This is a genomic window from Demequina zhanjiangensis (assembly GCF_030418315.1).
Taxonomy (GTDB): Bacteria; Actinomycetota; Actinomycetes; order Actinomycetales; family Demequinaceae; genus Demequina; species Demequina zhanjiangensis.
The window spans coordinates 206,500-221,925 of the sequence record NZ_JAUHPV010000002.1; the positions used below are offsets into that span (position 1 = coordinate 206,500).

At 70.2% G+C, this 15,426-nt stretch carries 15 protein-coding genes and 1 tRNA gene; 1 reads left to right on the plus strand and 15 read right to left on the minus strand.

Annotated elements, in window-relative coordinates; genetic code table 11:
• The first annotated feature begins 31 nt into the window (after nucleotides 1–31).
• A complete protein-coding gene (locus QQX04_RS03570) occupies nucleotides 32–259 on the plus strand; it encodes an RNA-binding S4 domain-containing protein (protein WP_301126343.1) in 228 nt (75 codons plus the stop codon).
• Between the two features lie 176 nt (nucleotides 260–435).
• On the opposite strand, the gene QQX04_RS03575 is transcribed toward QQX04_RS03570, so the two are convergent.
• The 15 genes from QQX04_RS03575 to topA form a co-directional block, all read right to left on the minus strand.
• Nucleotides 436–867 carry a VOC family protein gene (locus tag QQX04_RS03575; protein ID WP_301126345.1) on the minus strand — a complete coding sequence of 144 codons (432 nt, stop codon included), beginning with the start codon at nucleotides 865–867 and terminating at the stop codon, nucleotides 436–438.
• Nucleotides 868–1,324: 457 nt separating this feature from the next.
• Nucleotides 1,325–1,400, minus strand: a tRNA-Thr gene (locus tag QQX04_RS03580).
• Between the two features lie 34 nt (nucleotides 1,401–1,434).
• A complete protein-coding gene (locus QQX04_RS03585) occupies nucleotides 1,435–2,976 on the minus strand; it encodes an alpha/beta hydrolase (RefSeq protein ID WP_301126346.1) in 1,542 nt (513 codons plus the stop codon).
• Nucleotides 2,977–3,111: 135 nt separating this feature from the next.
• Nucleotides 3,112–4,320 (minus strand): DNA polymerase III subunit delta', encoded by a 1,209-nt coding sequence (locus tag QQX04_RS03590; protein WP_301126348.1) that lies wholly within the window; start codon nucleotides 4,318–4,320, stop codon nucleotides 3,112–3,114.
• Complete coding sequence (tmk, locus tag QQX04_RS03595) at nucleotides 4,317–4,979, minus strand: dTMP kinase (protein WP_301126349.1); 663 nt, start codon at nucleotides 4,977–4,979, stop codon at nucleotides 4,317–4,319. Before tmk ends, QQX04_RS03590 begins: the two co-directional genes overlap by 4 nt.
• A 75-nt stretch (nucleotides 4,980–5,054) precedes the next feature.
• A complete protein-coding gene (locus tag QQX04_RS03600; protein WP_301126351.1) occupies nucleotides 5,055–6,077 on the minus strand; it encodes a Gfo/Idh/MocA family protein in 1,023 nt (340 codons plus the stop codon).
• Between the two features lie 55 nt (nucleotides 6,078–6,132).
• Nucleotides 6,133–7,695, minus strand: a complete 1,563-nt coding sequence (locus tag QQX04_RS03605; RefSeq protein ID WP_301126353.1) for a hypothetical protein — start codon at nucleotides 7,693–7,695, stop codon at nucleotides 6,133–6,135.
• Complete coding sequence (locus QQX04_RS03610) at nucleotides 7,686–8,441, minus strand: ABC transporter ATP-binding protein (protein WP_301126354.1); 756 nt, start codon at nucleotides 8,439–8,441, stop codon at nucleotides 7,686–7,688. The genes QQX04_RS03605 and QQX04_RS03610 overlap by 10 nt, the downstream gene beginning before the upstream one ends.
• Before the next feature lie 143 nt (nucleotides 8,442–8,584).
• Nucleotides 8,585–9,940, minus strand: a complete 1,356-nt coding sequence (locus QQX04_RS03615; protein ID WP_301126356.1) for a hypothetical protein — start codon at nucleotides 9,938–9,940, stop codon at nucleotides 8,585–8,587.
• Nucleotides 9,937–10,452: a sigma-70 family RNA polymerase sigma factor gene (locus tag QQX04_RS03620; protein WP_301126940.1), complete on the minus strand. Its 516-nt coding sequence runs from the start codon at nucleotides 10,450–10,452 to the stop codon at nucleotides 9,937–9,939. Before QQX04_RS03620 ends, QQX04_RS03615 begins: the two co-directional genes overlap by 4 nt.
• Before the next feature lie 113 nt (nucleotides 10,453–10,565).
• On the minus strand, nucleotides 10,566–11,453 hold the full coding sequence (locus tag QQX04_RS03625) for a hypothetical protein (protein ID WP_301126357.1): 888 nt from the start codon (nucleotides 11,451–11,453) through the stop codon (nucleotides 10,566–10,568).
• Nucleotides 11,450–11,974, minus strand: a complete 525-nt coding sequence (locus QQX04_RS03630; protein ID WP_301126359.1) for an RNA polymerase sigma factor — start codon at nucleotides 11,972–11,974, stop codon at nucleotides 11,450–11,452. Before QQX04_RS03630 ends, QQX04_RS03625 begins: the two co-directional genes overlap by 4 nt.
• 92 nt (nucleotides 11,975–12,066) lie before the next feature.
• Nucleotides 12,067–12,327, minus strand: a complete 261-nt coding sequence (locus QQX04_RS03635) for a hypothetical protein (RefSeq protein WP_301126361.1) — start codon at nucleotides 12,325–12,327, stop codon at nucleotides 12,067–12,069.
• A gap of 10 nt (nucleotides 12,328–12,337) precedes the next feature.
• The gene (locus QQX04_RS03640; protein ID WP_301126362.1) at nucleotides 12,338–12,553 is read right to left on the minus strand and encodes a hypothetical protein; all 216 of its coding nucleotides are present in this window, start codon (nucleotides 12,551–12,553) and stop codon (nucleotides 12,338–12,340) included.
• Nucleotides 12,554–12,555: 2 nt separating this feature from the next.
• The gene (topA, locus tag QQX04_RS03645; protein WP_301126364.1) at nucleotides 12,556–15,249 is read right to left on the minus strand and encodes a type I DNA topoisomerase; all 2,694 of its coding nucleotides are present in this window, start codon (nucleotides 15,247–15,249) and stop codon (nucleotides 12,556–12,558) included.
• Nucleotides 15,250–15,426 lie beyond the last annotated feature (177 nt).

A 15,426-nucleotide genomic window follows, 5' to 3' on the forward strand; every position in this document is an offset into this window, starting at 1 on the left:
GCCACGGAGCCGGCCCGGATAGCATGCAGGCATGGCCAACTCTGCACCGATCGACGACGTCCCGGCCGGAGGCGACGTGATCCGCCTGGGCCAGTTCCTGCAGCTCGCCGGACTGGTCGACTCCGGCGGCGAGGCCAAGGAGGCGATCCGCAGCGGCGAGGTCACCGTGAACGACGAGGTGGACCTGCGCCGCGGACGCCAGCTCCAGGCGGGCGACATCGTCTCCTTCGCGGGACGGAAGTCGCGCGTCAGCCACTGAGCACCGCACGCGTCAGCCACTGAGAACGGCGCGAGACGACCACTGGGCGTCATCCGGGACGCGCGCTAGGCACCGTCGCGGAAGAGCGCCGGGCGTGGTGCAGGACGCACTGCTCGGGGATGCAGCCGCGCGCGCTCGTGCCGTCACCTGCCATGCAGTCCCGGCAGCGCCAGCGATCACTGCAGACAGAACTCGTTTCCCTCAGGATCACGCATCTGGAAGTAGACCTCTGGCCACGGCCCCCACGACTGATCGACCAGCCGCACCACCTCGGCACCCAGGGCGACCAGGCGATCCTTCTCCTGCTCCAGCTCACCCCTCGACGGTCGCCGCCCAGGCGTCGTCTGGATGTCCAGATGCAGGCGATTGCGCCCCACCTTCGGAGCGTCGGCGTGCTGGAAGAAGAACCTGGGCCCTTCCTGACCCTCGGCAGGCTCCGCGAGCCCTCGCTTGTTGAGATCGCTCTCCGTCAGTCCGGCTGCGAGCAACTCGCTCACGAACGGCTCCTCCCACTCGGTGACGGGATAGCCGAACGCTCCAGCCCAGAACCGGGCGAGCCGCTGCGGATCGTCAGCGTAGATGGTGATGTTGCCGAGTCTGGATGGCATGGGGTCTCCACGGGGTCGTCGCGTGACCTCGACGGTACGCCTGCATCGGCGCCGACGCCGACGCGGGCCGCAGCCAGTGCAGCGGCCGTACCGACTCACCCGCGACGCGCGCCTCAGGTGGCGGGCGAAGGCTGCCCCACGCCACCGAGCCCCGCCCGATGCTCCCTGGCATCGCATGGGTGCCGAAACCGGACGCATTCTCGGCACCCATGCGATGCCAGGACGCTTGAAGCGCGGTTCGGTCAGCCCCAGCCAGACACGGCCGCCCCGAGTGACCTACGCGCCCACCCACTGCGCCCTAGTAGTCGCTGAGCGCCGAGATCCGGCCGATTTCCCGCACTCAACGACTGCTGGCGCACAGGCGCCCGGCCGCGAGAAACGCGAAAGGCCCCGGGCGTCACAGGCGCTCGCCCAGGAACGCGAAAGGCCCCGGTCCAGTGGACCGGGGCCTTCTCGTTGGAGCCGCCTGTGGGAATCGAACCCACGACCTATTCATTACGAGTGAATCGCTCTGCCGACTGAGCTAAGGCGGCTTGCACCACGAGGGCGCGGAGACATCCTACAGGCTCAGCACACCAAACCCGAATCCGGCACCGTGCCGTCCACGAGGAACTCATCGACCGTGTCACCGATGCAGTCGTTCGAGCGCCCGTAGGCCGTGTGACCGTCGCCGTCGTAGGTGAGGAGCACCGCGTTGCCAAGCTGCTCGGTGAGGCTCTCCGCCCACTCGTAGGGCGTCGCGGGGTCGCGCGTGGTGCCGACCACGAGGATCGGGTTGGCAGTGTCCGGGTAGTCCAGCGACTCGATCGTCTGGTGCGCCACCCACGGCCACGCGGAGCAGCCGCCACCTGAGGCGAACCACCAGCCGAACGTGGGCGAGGCCTCCTCCATCGCGGCGGTCAGCTCCTGCTGGTCAGCGACCGTCCAGTCGGACCGGTCGGTGCTGTCGAGGCAGCTGATGGCGGTGAAGGCGATCGTGGAGTTCGCCGTGTACTCGCCGCTGATGGTGTCGCGGTCCAGGTAGAAGCCCGCCAGCTGATAGAAGATGAAGGCGGTGCCCTGGGTGTAGACCTCGTTGATGGCCTGAAGCAGGTACGGCCAGCTGTCCTCCGAGTAGAGCGTCACGACGATGCCGTAGACCATAAGGTTGCCGTTGACCTCAAGACCGTCCTCCCCCGTGGGCAGCGGACTCTCGAGCGCGTCGCGCGCGAGGTCGCCGATCTGCTCGCGGGCGGTGTCCATGTCCGCGGAGAGCGGGCAGGTGGGCTCGCCCTGGCAGTACTCGAGGAAGCTGGTCAGCGCCGTCTCGAAGCCGGCGGCCTGACCCTTGCCCGCCTCGATGTCGTCCAGCAGGAAGTCGACGGCCCCATCGAGGACCATGTGGCCGACAGTGTCGGGGTACAGCTCCGCGTAGGTGGCGCCGAGCTGGGTGCCGTAGCTCGCCCCGACGAAGTTGAGCTGATCGTCACCGACGACGGCACGGATCACGTCCATGTCGCGCGCGGCCGAGACCGTGTCCACGTTGGCGATCAGATCACCCGTGAGCTCCTGGCAGCCGGCAGCGAACTCCGCGGTCCGCTGATCGGCGGCCGCGAGGTCATCCTCGGTCTCGAACGAGTAGTCGGTGATGTAGTACTCGTCGAGCACGTCACCGTCGCCGCACTCGATGCCGGTGGACTCGCCCACGCCGCGCGGATCGAAACCGATGACGTCGTACGCGGCCGCCACCGAGTCGCCGTAGTAGGACGTGAAGTACTCGAGGAAGTCGAGCCCGGAGCCGCCCGGGCCGCCCGGGTTGATGAGCAGCGATCCGACCCGTGCGTCGCTCGATGTGGCGGGCGCCCTGTTGATCGCGATCTCGATCGACTCGCCACCCGGATCCGTCCAGTCGAGCGGCACCTCGACGTTCGCGCACTCGAAGTCGCCGCACGAGGACCAGTCGAGCGTCTGCTCGTAGTACGCCGACGCGTCGGCCGGTGCCGAGGACGACGGCGCGCCGTTCTCGGAGGGGCTGCTGCTGTCTCCGCCGAACAGGTCGCCGGGGCTGCAGGCGGCGAGGGCGAGGGCGGAGACGGCGGCGAGAGCCACCCAGTGACGGCGTGAGGTCATGGCGTCCAACCTAGTCGAGCCAGATGCGCGGAAAGTCCCATTTCACAAGGTCGGACGCGCCACGGTGTCAGTCACACCACTCGGTCGCGCACGACACGGCATCACACGAGCCAAGGAGCCGAACCGGCCACGAGATCACGCGACGGGCTTGGGCCTGAGCGCCAGCAGCATCGCCTCGACCGCGAGCAGCGGGGCGACGTTGCCTGCGAGCCGCTCGCGCGTGAGCGCGAGCGCGTCGAGCACCCGCACGGTGTCCTGCACGGTGGAGCGTTCGGCGATCTGCGCGATGTGACCCTTGTGCGAGGCGTTGACGAGCGGCACGCCTGAGCCCACCTGCATGACGGAGACGTCGCGGTACAGGCTCATGAGGTCGACGATCGCGCGGTCGAGCACGTCCCGCTTGTGACGGGTGGCGCGCCGCTTCTGGTCGTCCTCGAGCTGCTTGACCTGGGAGCGCAGGGCGGGCGGGAGGCGTCCACCGTCGTCGGCGCCCAGAGTGCGGAGCAGCTCGTTGCGCTCCTGTGCGTCGCGCTCCTCCGTCGCGGCCTTCGCGTCGTCGTCCGCGACCTGAACCAGGTCGGCCGCGGCCAGGACCGCGTCGCCCACTCCCCTGATCTCCGTCGCGAGCGCGAGCACCTGGTCGCGGCGAGCACGCGCCTGCGGGTCGCGGGCGAGGCGCCGGGCGATGCCGATGTGGCTCTGCGCCGCATGCGCGCATTCGAGCGCGAGCTCCGGGTCGATCCCATCACGGCTCACGAGCAACTGCGCGACGACCTGCGGGTCGGGGACGCTCAGCCCGACCACGCGGCAGCGCGACCGGATGGTGACCACCACGTCGTCCGCGGACGGCGCGCACAGCACCCACACCGTGCGCGGCGGCGGCTCCTCGATGGACTTGAGCAGCAGGTTGGAGGTGCGCTCCGTCATGCGGTCAGCGTCCTCGACGATGATCACGCGCCACCGGCCCTGGCTGGGCGACGTCTGCGCGAGCGACACGAGCTCGCGCACCTCATCGATCGAGATCGTCACCTTCTCCGTCGCGACGACGGTCACGTCCGCGTGGGCTCCGCTGAGAGATGTGGTGCACTCGCGGCACTCTCCGCAGCCGTTGTCCGAACATTGGAGCGCGGCCGCGAAGGCGCGCGCCGCCTGGGAACGCCCGGAGCCTGGAGGGCCCGTGATGAGCCACGCGTGGGTCATGGCCGACGCATGGGCGGCGGCCGCACGGAGCGGCGCAGTCGCGTTCTCCTGGCCGACGACGTCGACCCACACCCCTGCGACAGGCGGCGCATGCTGTGGATCGGCGACGGCCGTCCCCAGGTCCTCGGAGGCGTCGTCGATCATGGCGTCCTCGGGGACGGCGGGGCCTGGATGCCGGACGCGGCGAGGATCTCACGCTTGCGCTTGAGCGCTGCCCGCACCGCCGAGAACACGTCGTGGAACACCTCGCCCTCGGGCCGAGCCGCATCCACGACCGCGTAGCGCGCCGGATCGCGCTGCGCGAGGGTCAGGAAGCCCTGCCGGATGGTTTGCGCATGCTCCACGGTCTCCCGCTCGACCCGGTCCAGATCTCGGGCCATCCGCGACTCGTCGGGCGCCATGTCGAGCACCACGGTCACGTCCGGCAGGAGCCCGTTCGTGGCCCAGCGGGAGATCCGCTCCACCTCCGGTCCGAGCCCGCGCGCACCGCCCTGATAGACGATCGACGAATCGATGAACCTGTCCTGCAGCACCACGGCGCCGCGCTCGAGCGCAGGCATCACGACGGTCTCCACGTGATGGGCGCGGTCGGCCGCGTACATGAGGGCCTCAGCGCGAGGCGCGACGTGGTCGCCGTGCATGATCAGCTGACGCAGCTGAAGCCCGAGCTGGGTGCCGCCAGGTTCGCGGGTCATCACGACCTCGCGACCCGCGGTGTGCATCGCCTCGGCGAGGCGGCGCAGCTGCGTCGTCTTGCCGACGCCGTCCCCACCCTCGAACACCACGAACAGGCCCGTCTTCATGGAGCAAACCTACCCGCGGAATCTGACGCGGCGAATCGGACCGAGGGCCTGAGGCACCCCGATCGCCCTCGCCGACTACCGCTCGCCGGGACCGCCGTGCTCGTCGGGGTAGATCAGGCCGATCTGGTTGCGCACCTCGTCCATGATCCGCATGATCTCGAGCGAGTTCTCGAGCGTGTGCAGCGGCGACTCGGTGAGCCCGGCGGCGACGCCGCGCGCGACCTCGGCCGCCTCGAACTGGAAGCCGTTCGGCACGGTGCCGTCGTACTCCCACATGGTCCCGTCATTGCGGACCACGCGGAACGAGGTGGGGTTGTAGAAGACGCCATCGACCTCGATGTAGCCCTCGGTGCCGCCGATCAGCGCCATGCAGGGCGACTTCGCCTCCATGGTGGTGGTGAGCGACGCCTGCGCGCCGAGGCTCGCGTAGTCGAAGACCATGGAGACCTGGCCGTCGACGCCCGTGTCGGTGAGACGGCCGACGGCGGTGATCGTGTCGGGGACGCCGAGCATGTCGTGCGCGAAGGCGATCGGGTACACACCAAGGTCCAGCAGGGCGCCGCCCGCGAGCGCGGGGTTGCGCAGGCGCTCCACGTGGGAGATGGGCTGGCCGTGGTCGGCCTGGACGGACACGACCTGGCCGATCTCGCCGCGCTCGATCGCCTCACGCAGCGCGTACATGTGCGGCAGGTGACGGGCCCACATGGCCTCCATGACGAAAACGCCCTTGGCTCGAGCGGCGTCGACCACGAGCTGCGCCTGCTTCTCGTTCTGGGTGAAGGCCTTCTCCACCATCACGTGCTTGCCTGCCTCGATGGCGAGCAGCGCGGGCTCATGGTGGTTGTTGTGCGTGGTCGCGACGTAGACGATGTCCACGTCCGGGTCGGCGACGAGCTCCTCGTAGCTGCCGTACGCCTTCGGCACGTCCATCTCGTCGGCGAAGGCCTGCGCCCGGTCCAGCCCGGAGGCTGCCGCGACTGCGACCACCTCGGACTTCGTGTAGTGGGTGACGGCCTCGGCGAGCTTGTGGGCGATCCCGCCGGCCCCCAGGATTCCCCAGCGGTAGGCGGGCGCGGACATCGGCAGCGGTGCACTCATGGCTTTCACCCTAGACCCGAGCAGGCCGCCTGGCACACCGTGCCTCGCCGAGGATTCATGCCGGGGCCGGCACCTTGTCGGTGATCAACTCGGGGGTCCGTTCGAGCACGCTCTCGCACCGTCGCAGCGAGAGCCGATGAAGCAGGCCCGCGATCGCGACGAAGACGAGACCGCCGACCCAGCGCGGCACCCACATTCCTGCAAGACCGTAGAGCAGGGCGACCACTCCCATGCCGACGATCACCCAGCCGAGCACCGCGAACGACGGGCCCATCGCCGAGTACCGGTTGGCGGAGGAGCGATCAGCGTCGAACGCGTAGCGGGTGGACATGAGGACAGAGGCCGCGACGGTCCACAGCGCCATGCCGACCACGAAGAGCAGAGCAGCGAGGAGGTTGCGCCACTGGTCCCGCCACGCGGCCTCCGCGACCGCGAAGACGGTGCCGAGCGTGATCGCGAAGCCGATCACCACCGCCTGCTTCGCGGCGAGCGCGTCCTTGAGGCCGCTGCCTGCGACGTGAAGGTAGGCGATCCCCTGCCCGTCGAAGTTGAACATGCCTCCGCCGATCATGATGGCCATGTAGGCGGCGCTGAACGCGGCCCCGGTGGCGAGCCAGTCGCTGCCGACGAACGAGTGCGAGACGAAGGCACCGAGCGCGAGCCCCATGCCCGTGGCCTGCAGGAGCCGAGGGTGACGTCGCATGTAGCGCAGGTGCTGCGAGGCAGCGGCGAGCACCTGGGGAGACCTCACGCCGCGCAGGACCAGTGGCGGGAGCGCGAGTCCTGCACGAGCGCGCCGCGCAGACCGGTCTGCGCCGCGTCCGGCGCCTCGCTCCGCTCGGGACATCGCCCACACCCACGCGGCTGCGAGCGCGACGACCCAGAGCGCGGACACCCCTACCCAGCCGATCGCGGGGATGAGCGCTCCGCCTTGCATCTCGACCATCGCCCGGCCGACGGAGGCGCCAGGCAGCCAGCCGACGAGCGAGGTCACGACCGGGCTCACGGTGGGCGCAGCGCCGTCGGCCGGCACCAGATAGGGCAGTGCCTGCATGACCGCGTAGAACCCGAGGCCGAGCGTGCCTGCGAGCAGCACCGAGAGGTCCCGACCGCGGCGCCCCGCGATCGCTCCCGCGAAGATCGCCTGGATCACTCGGGACACGAGGACGCACGCCGCAGCGAACAGGACGGCCAGCACGGGCGTGAGCAGGCGGCCGACGACCGGAAGCCCCGCGGACGCCACCGGCCCGAGCGCGGCGAGGAACGCGAAGAGCGCCGTGGGCGACAGCAGCGCACCCACGCCGAGCCCGACCACCTTCTGCGTGGTCGACATCGGGTACGTCTCGAGGCGCGACGGGTCGACTATCTGGTCCTGAAGGCTGGGGATCGACAGCGGGATCAGCACCCAGCCGGCAAGGATCGAGAACAGCAGCGATTCGTACAGGAGCCCCATCACTGCGGCGCCGTCGCCGCGCGCGAAGGAGACGAGTGCCGCCGAGAGCACTGCGGCGCCCAGCCCGAACAGCGCGGCGAGCACCCACACGCCCCGCACCTGGAAGCCGCTCGAGATCGTGCGACGCCGGATCGCCCAGCGCAGGCGGATCAGGACTACAGCCACGACAGCTCGCCCTCGCCCAGGTCACGGCCGCCGACCAGGTCGACGAACGCCTGCTGAAGCGTGGGCGCCTGGCCGCGCACCTCGGCGACGGCGCCCTCGACCCGGGCACGCCCGTCGGCCACGACGACGACGCGGTCGCACAGACGCTCCACGACGTCCATCACGTGGCTCGAGAAGACGACGGTGCCGCCGTTCGCGCGGAAGCGCTGCAGGAGGTCCTCCATCACCTGGGTGTTCACCGGGTCCAGAGATCCGAACGGCTCATCCAGCACGAGCACACGTGGGCGGTGGATCAGCGCGACCGCGAGGCCGATGCGCTTGCGCATGCCCAGCGAGTAGTCGGCGATCATCTTGGACTGCGAGTCCTCCATGTCGAGCACGTGCAACAGGTCCGTGGCACGACGGTCCGCCTCCTGGGCGTCCATGCCGCGCATGAGGGCCGCATACTCGAGCATCTCCCGGCCGGACAGTCGCTCGAACAGCGCGGGATTGTCGGCCACCCATCCGAGCCGACGCTTCGCCTCGCGCGGGTCGGGCCACACCTCCACGCCGTCCACCGACGCCTGGCCGTGGTCCGGCCGCAGCACCCCGATGATCATGCGCAACGTGGTCGTCTTGCCCGCGCCGTTCGGGCCTGCGATGCCGTAGAAGCTGCCCGCCGGCACGGCGAGGTTCATCCCGTCGACCGCCCACGTGCCGTCCCCGAACGACTTGTACAAGCCGGTGGCCTCGATGGCCGTAGTCATGCGTCCCCCTTGAAGCGTCCACGACGACGCGCAGGCCCGCGCAGGCCATGCCCCCTCAGGCGGCGCGCCGCGTCCTCCCAGGGTAGACCCGCACGATGACGCCGAGTGTCAGCCTCGGAGTGCGTTGCCAGAAGCCCGCGCTGCTACGCGTCGCCCACGTGGATCCAGGTCTGCATGCCGTCCGTCGGCTCGTCCCACGCGGCGCCGTATGCGGCCAGATTCGGTGCCACGGCGTCGACCACGAGGAAGGCGGAGCCGAGAGCCTCATACGCGTCCGGGAACACGCAGGAGGCGGCCGGTGGCAGCATGGGATCCACGGCCGCATCGCCGAGCTCGAGCACCTCCCAGCCGTCGCCGTCAGTCCGCCATTCCAGATACCTCGAGCGGGCACCCTCAGGCGTGTCGAACACGAGCCAGGCATCCTCGCCCACCATCCAGTGGTCCGGTGGCACGTCCGCGAACGGAGCCTGCACGCCGAACAGGCGAGCGAGCGTCGCGACCTCGTCGCCCAGGTCCAGGAACGTCGAGGTGCTCCCCACCGCCGGCTCCCCGCCCTGACGAAGGTCACCCAGTGCGTTGCACGACCGCTCCGGAGTGTCGACGGCGAACGCCTGGAAGACCCCGTCCGACGGCGCTACCAGGCTGGGCGTCGCCGACGGCTCCGGCGCGTCGATCGGTGACCGCGGGTCGAGCACGGCTGTCGCGAGCAGGGTCGCCTCGCCCCCGAGCGCCACCAGCTCCTCGTCGGTGAGCGCCCCGAGCTCGTCCCAGTCGACGCTCATGAAGGGATCGGAGTACGCCTGCGCCACGACCACCGGAGTGCCCACGGTGTACGCCGAGTACACGGGACCCTGACTGCACGTGCCCCCGACGGGCACCAGGACATCACCCATGCCCGAGTAGTAGCCGCCGGTCACGCCACCGCTTTCGCCCGCGGTGGACGTTCCGACGATCACCCCGTCCGAGACGAGCAGCGACGTCACCGTCCACAGCACATCACGCCCGCCCCACGAGCCCCGCCAGACGAGCCGATCGTCGTTGTCGTCCACGTCCGCCTCGTCGCTCACCAGCGGCTCAAGAGTCTCTGTCACGCGCGCCCCACGCGTCGCCGCCGAGGCGTCATGGATCGTGACGCCGGGTTCAAGGTCGAACGGCTGACCGCAGCCGAGCCTCCGGTCGAATCCCATGGAGGTGTCCACCTCGGCCGGCACCACGGGCGCATCGCCGTAGTCGTCGAGCCGCACCTCGAACGACATCGGGGACGGAGACGCCGGATCCCACTCCGCCTGCGCACCACCGGGAAGCACCGCCCACGCGCCTGCCACGAGGAGCGCGACCACCGCCGTCGTCCCGGCCGCACCCAGCACACCACGACGACGACGCCCCGACGCGACCCTGCCCGACAGCACCTGGATGCGGTCCTCCGAGGCGAGACGAGGCGCCATGCCCTCCGCACCGTCGTCCCCGAGCGCCTTCAGGCGCCCATGCAGATCGCTCATGACGTCCTCCTCGACACGATCGCGGCGGTCTCGCCCAGCAGCTCCAGGCTGTCCGCACGCTCGCCCAGCTTCGCGAGGGCGTTCGACAGGTATCTCTTCACAGTCCCGTCCGCCAGACCCATGGCGGCTGCGGTGGCGGCGACCGTGAGGTCGTCGTAGTAGCGGAGCACGACCGCGGTGCGCTCCTGCGCGGTGAGGGAGGCGAGGGCCCGACGGAACGCGTCCTCGTCGGCGAGCGCCTCGGCATGGTCGGGACCCACCTCGGCCGCCACCAGGCCGGGCGCCACCCGACGCCAGCGCGCCTCGCGCCGCACCCGATCCAGGTGAAGCGTCCGCATGGCCGCCCGCACGTATGCCTCCGCGGCCTGCACGTTCGGCAGCCGACGCCGACGCACGAACACCTTCACAACCGCGTCCTGCACCAGGTCCTCGCCCGCGGCCTGCGACCCCGTCAACAGGTAGCCGTAGGCGGCCAGGCGTGGCGCGGCGGAGCGCATCAGCTCGGTGAGCATGTCATCCACGTCGGTCGATCCCCCGTCCCTCGACACATGAACGCTTCGACGCGTCGGAGGGTTGTAGCGACCCTAGCGGGACGACGCCTGTCAGAAGACGGGACGTGCGCCGGTCAGCCGGCGAGGCCTGTGAACTCGACCGTGGGGAGCCGCTCGGAGTCGAGGATGTCGATCCAGGCCCCCCTCACCTGCCCCTCGGGACCCAGCGCTCTCACCACCAGATGCAGGCGCGCCTCGCCATCCCCGGCGCGCGCACCGCGTACCGATCCCTCCGTGCACAGGCCCGGCGCCACCTCGCTCGAGAGCGGCACCTCCCAGTCATCCGTGTAGCTGGAGGGAAGCGCGCCCAGCTCCGCCACCGGGATCTCGAGCGGGCTCACACCGACGACCATGTCGTCCCGCACCACGACCACCGCGGCATCGAGCGTGATGCCCTCAGGCACCACGTTCGCGACCGCCTGCACGAACAGCGGTGCGAACCCAGCGACGGCCTCCGAGGGCGAGCCCTCCACGCGGAGCGTGTCGTCGATGGTCAGGGCGCGCGCCTCGAAGCGAATGCCCACCTGCAGCCACTCCCACAGCGCGCTCGGGTACAGGCCCGGAACCTCGTCCCCGCACACGAACCCTCGGTCGCGTAGCGCGCGCACGAACCTCGACTCGCGCAGCCTCCACGGACCCTCCGCGAGCACGCCCTCGCCCGACCGCGTGCCTGCACGCGGCGACGGCGGCACGAGAGGGGCTGCCGGCATCGTGGCCGTCACAGTCGGCGCGGGCTGCGCCTCGGGCGGGTCGCTCGGCGTCGCCACCATGCCGCCCACGAACAGCGAGACGAGGGCGAGAGCAGCCGCGCCCAGCCCTGCCCCGCGCAGGAGCCGCCTGCGACGCAGCGGTCGTGCATGCGCGGCGGCCGCCTCGACCGCCCCTGCGGCGCGCAGCGACTCGGCGACCCGCTTCCCTTCGCCCGCCACGCCGTCGCCCAGCAACGCCCTGAGATCCCTCATCGCCGCGCCTCCCGCACCTCGACGAGCTCGGGCTCGGGGCCCACGTCGTCGGCGCCCAGAAGAGCTGCCAGCCGCGCACGCCCGTCATCGAGGCACCGCTGGGCGGCACCTTCCGAGAGGTGCAGGCGCTGCGAGATCGCCGATGCCGAGCATCCATCCAGGTAGCGCATGGCCAGCGCGGTTCGCTGCTGAGGCGGCAGCGCCGCCATGGCGATCGCGACGGGGTCCGTCGGTTGCTCCTGGCCGTGCTGCGCCGCGTCATCGTGGGCGGAAGGCGGGACCACCCAGCGCGCCTGACCCCGCGGACCTTCCAGGTGAAGCGCGAGGACCGCGTCGGTCAGCCGCGACTCCACGGCAGCCTCGCCCGGGAAGCGCAGCCGTGAGGCCAGCACCTTCACGATCGCGGCCTGCACCAGCTCCTCCGCGGCTGCGCGAGAGCCCGTGAGGGCGTACGCATACGCCCCGAGTCGCGGAAGCGCTCGGGTGCACGCGCTCTCCCACTGATCTGCCACGTCGCTCACCAGTCCCTGCAGGGTAGGCACGCGAGGCGATGCTTAGGAACCTGCGAACCTCGCGACGTCAGGCGACAGGCGACAGGCGACAGCCGACCGCGTCAACCCACCCTGGAGGTCTCGACGAGGTCAGCGCGGTCGGCGGTGCGCCCACCGAAGACTGCGGCTGCGAGCAGCAGCGCGAGCGCGAGCGTCGCGACGATCACCCAGGGGCTGACGCTGAGAGCATTCGGATCGCACGCGTCCGTGTAGTTTCCTTCGTCGTCGTACGGGTAGCACGCTGCCGCCGTGTCGAGGAGCCAGACCAGCGCGATCCCCCCGACGGCCGCGACCCCCATCGCCCACCGCATCCATGACCTCATGCAGCGGACATTACTCCCGGCGGGTCGCCCTGACCAGGGAGAACGCGGCGACGAGCCCGAGCACGAAGGTGGCGATCACGCCGCCGGGGACGCCCATCACAGGGCCTGCGTTGCAGACCTCATGCCCGGCGGAGTCGATGTCGCACAGCGTGCGCGTGTTGAGCCAGATGAGCGCGATGAATCCGGCGGCCGCCAGCGCGACCGCCGCCCAGAGCAGACGACGCACCCTCACTTCTTCTTGGGCGCCGCCTTGCGCGTGGTCGTGGTCTTCTTCTTCGCTGCGGTCTTGCGCGCGGGCTTCTTGGCGGGAGCCTTCTCGCGCTTCTCCTGCAGAAGTTCCACGGCGCGCTCGTGGGTCAGCTCGTCGACGGTGGTGCCGCGCGGGATCGTGATGTTCGTGACGCCGTCGGTGATGTACTCGCCGAAGCGTCCCTCCTTCACGACGATCGGCTTCTCCGACACCGGGTCCACGCCGAGCTCCTTGAGCGGCGGCTTCGCTGTGCGGCCACGACCGCGCTTGGGCTGCGCGTAGATCGCGAGGGCCTCGTCCAGGGTGATCGAGAGGAGCTGCTCCTCGGACTCGATCGTGCGGGAGTCCGTGCCCTTCTTGAGGTACGGGCCGTAGCGGCCGTTCTGCGCGGTGATCTCCTCGTCCGTCGCAGGGTCCTTGCCCACGACGCGGGGCAGCTCCATGAGCTTCACCGCGTCCTCGAGCGTGACGGTCGCGAGGTCCATCGACTTGAACAGCGAGGCGGTCTTGGGCTTCTGCTTCGAGCCCTCGGGAAGCACCTCGGTCACGTACGGGCCGAAGCGTCCGGCCTTCGCGACGATCTCGGTGCCGAGGTCGGGGTGCGTGCCGAGCGAGCGCTCGTCGCCTCCCTGGTTCTCGAACAGCTCGTTCGCCTTGGCGACGGTCAGCTCGTCGGGCGCCAGCTCCTCGGGGACCGACGCGGTGTCCATCTCGCCCTCGTCGCCGTCGGCCTTGGGACGCTGGATGTAGGGACCGTAGCGGCCGACGCGCAGCTCGATGCCGTCGCCGATCGAGAAAGTGTTGATGGCGCGGGCGTCGATCTCGCCGAGGTTGTCGACGAGGTTCTTGAGGCCCTCGCCTCGACCGTCGGCGTCCTCGCCGGAGCCGAAGTAGAACTCGGACAGCCAGTCGACGCGGGCCATGCCGCCCTGCGCGATCCGGTCCAGGTCCTCCTCCATGTCGGCCGTGAAGTCGTAGTCCACGAGCCAGCCGAAGTGCTCCTCGAGCAGACGGATGATCGCGAACGCGAGCCACGTGGGCACGAGCGCCTGCTTGTCCACGCGGACGTAGCCGCGGGCGATGATGAGGTCCACCATCGACGCATACGTGGAGGGGCGGCCAAACTTGCGGTCCTCGAGCTCCTTGATCATGGAGCCCTGCGTGAAGCGCGGCGGCGGTGTGGTCGAGTGCGTGAGCGGCTCGAGGTCGGCCGCGTCCACGGCCTGACCCTCCGTCAGCTGCGGCAGGCGGTCGTCGTCGGCCTTGCCGCCCGACGTGGGCGCGTCGTCTTCCTCGTAGCGGGACTTCTCGCGCGTCTCCTCGTAGACCGCCATGAAGCCCGGCTGCGTGATGATCGTGCCGGACTTGGAGAACTCGACCGCGTGGTGCTCGGCCGTCGTCGCGGCGAGGCGCACCGTGGAGGTCGTACCGACGGCGTCGGCCATCTGCGAGGCGATCGTGCGCTTCCAGATCATCTCGTACATGCGGAACTCGTCGCCGCGCAGCTCGGCGCGCAGCTGGTCCGGGGTGCGGAACGTGTCTCCCGCGGGGCGGATCGCCTCGTGCGCCTCCTGCGCGTTGGAGTCCTTCGAGGCGTAGACGCGTGCCGACGGGGCGACGGCGTCGGCCCCGAACAGCTCGAGCGCCTGAGCGCGGGCCGCGCGGGTCGCCTCGCCGGACAGGCCAGGCGAGTCGGAACGCATATAGGTGATGTAGCCGCGCTCGTACAGGCCCTGGGCCACACGCATCGCGTCGCGGGCGCCCAGGCGGAGCTTGCGGCTCGACTCCTGGATCAGGGTCGACGTGATGAACGGCGCCGCAGGACGACGCTTGTACGGCTTCGAGTCGACGCCCGCGACGGTGAACTCCGCCGAGGCGAGGCCCGCAGCCAGCGCACCCGCCGTCGCGGCCGTGATGTGGGTGACCTTGTCGCTCTTGAGCACGCCGCGGTCATCGAAGTCCTTGCCGGTCGCGACGCGCTTGCCGTCGACCGTGGTGAGGCGGGCCACGAAGCTGCGACCCGCGTCGGGCCCCTCCTTCGCGGTGAACGTCGCCTGCAGGTCCCAGTACTCGGCGGAGCGGAACGCCATGCGCTCCCGCTCACGATCCACGACCAAGCGCAGCGCGATCGACTGCACGCGACCCGCGGACAGTCCGCCCTGGATCTTGCGCCACAGGACCGGCGACACCGAGTAGCCGTACAGGCGATCGAGGATGCGGCGCGCCTCCTGCGCCTCCACGAGCTCCATGTCCACCTCGCGCGGCGACTGGAGCGCGCGGGCGATGCCCTCCTTGGTGATCTCGTGGAACGCCAGGCGCTTCACGGGGACCTTGGGCTTCAGCACCTCGAGCAGGTGCCACGCGATGGCCTCCCCCTCGCGGTCCTCATCAGTCGCGAGGTAGAGCTCGTCCGCCTCCTTGAGGCGCTTCTTCATGTCCGCGACGACCTTCTTCTTGCCCGGGTCCACGCGGTAGTAGGGCATGAAGCCGCCGTCGATGTCGATCGAGAACTCGCCGGCCGGCGACTTCTTGACCTCCTCGGGCAGCTCCGACTTCTCCGCCAGATCGCGGATATGGCCGACGCTGGACACGACGTCGTAGTCGTCACCCAGATAGCCGCCGATCGTGCGCGACTTGGTGGGCGACTCGACGATGACGAGCTTGCGGGGCATCGGACCTGCCTTGCCTTGGAGGAAGAGAAGCGGTGAGGCGACCTGCAGGGGTCGGAACGCACTCAATATACATACGGACGGCGACACCGTTCCCGGGCACAGGTCACGCCCCCTTTGGGGGCGGTCGGTGCCGCAGGTCCCGCGGGGCATCCTCGATCACGTGCCACGATGGGGGAC

What these genes read in the sequence shown, in the direction of transcription:
- QQX04_RS03570 (WP_301126343.1), top strand. Translation starts at nt 32, where the DNA reads ATGGCCAACTCTGCACCGATCGACGACGTCCCGGCCGGAGGCGACGTG.
- QQX04_RS03575 (WP_301126345.1), bottom strand. Translation starts at nt 867, where the DNA reads ATGCCATCCAGACTCGGCAACATCACCATCTACGCTGACGATCCGCAG.
- QQX04_RS03585 (WP_301126346.1), bottom strand. Translation starts at nt 2,976, where the DNA reads ATGACCTCACGCCGTCACTGGGTGGCTCTCGCCGCCGTCTCCGCCCTC.
- QQX04_RS03590 (WP_301126348.1), bottom strand. Translation starts at nt 4,320, where the DNA reads ATGATCGACGACGCCTCCGAGGACCTGGGGACGGCCGTCGCCGATCCA.
- tmk (WP_301126349.1), bottom strand. Translation starts at nt 4,979, where the DNA reads ATGAAGACGGGCCTGTTCGTGGTGTTCGAGGGTGGGGACGGCGTCGGC.
- QQX04_RS03600 (WP_301126351.1), bottom strand. Translation starts at nt 6,077, where the DNA reads ATGAGTGCACCGCTGCCGATGTCCGCGCCCGCCTACCGCTGGGGAATC.
- QQX04_RS03610 (WP_301126354.1), bottom strand. Translation starts at nt 8,441, where the DNA reads ATGACTACGGCCATCGAGGCCACCGGCTTGTACAAGTCGTTCGGGGAC.
- QQX04_RS03615 (WP_301126356.1), bottom strand. Translation starts at nt 9,940, where the DNA reads ATGAGCGATCTGCATGGGCGCCTGAAGGCGCTCGGGGACGACGGTGCG.
- QQX04_RS03620 (WP_301126940.1), bottom strand. Translation starts at nt 10,452, where the DNA reads ATGCTCACCGAGCTGATGCGCTCCGCCGCGCCACGCCTGGCCGCCTAC.
- QQX04_RS03625 (WP_301126357.1), bottom strand. Translation starts at nt 11,453, where the DNA reads ATGAGGGATCTCAGGGCGTTGCTGGGCGACGGCGTGGCGGGCGAAGGG.
- QQX04_RS03635 (WP_301126361.1), bottom strand. Translation starts at nt 12,327, where the DNA reads ATGAGGTCATGGATGCGGTGGGCGATGGGGGTCGCGGCCGTCGGGGGG.
- topA (WP_301126364.1), bottom strand. Translation starts at nt 15,249, where the DNA reads ATGCCCCGCAAGCTCGTCATCGTCGAGTCGCCCACCAAGTCGCGCACG.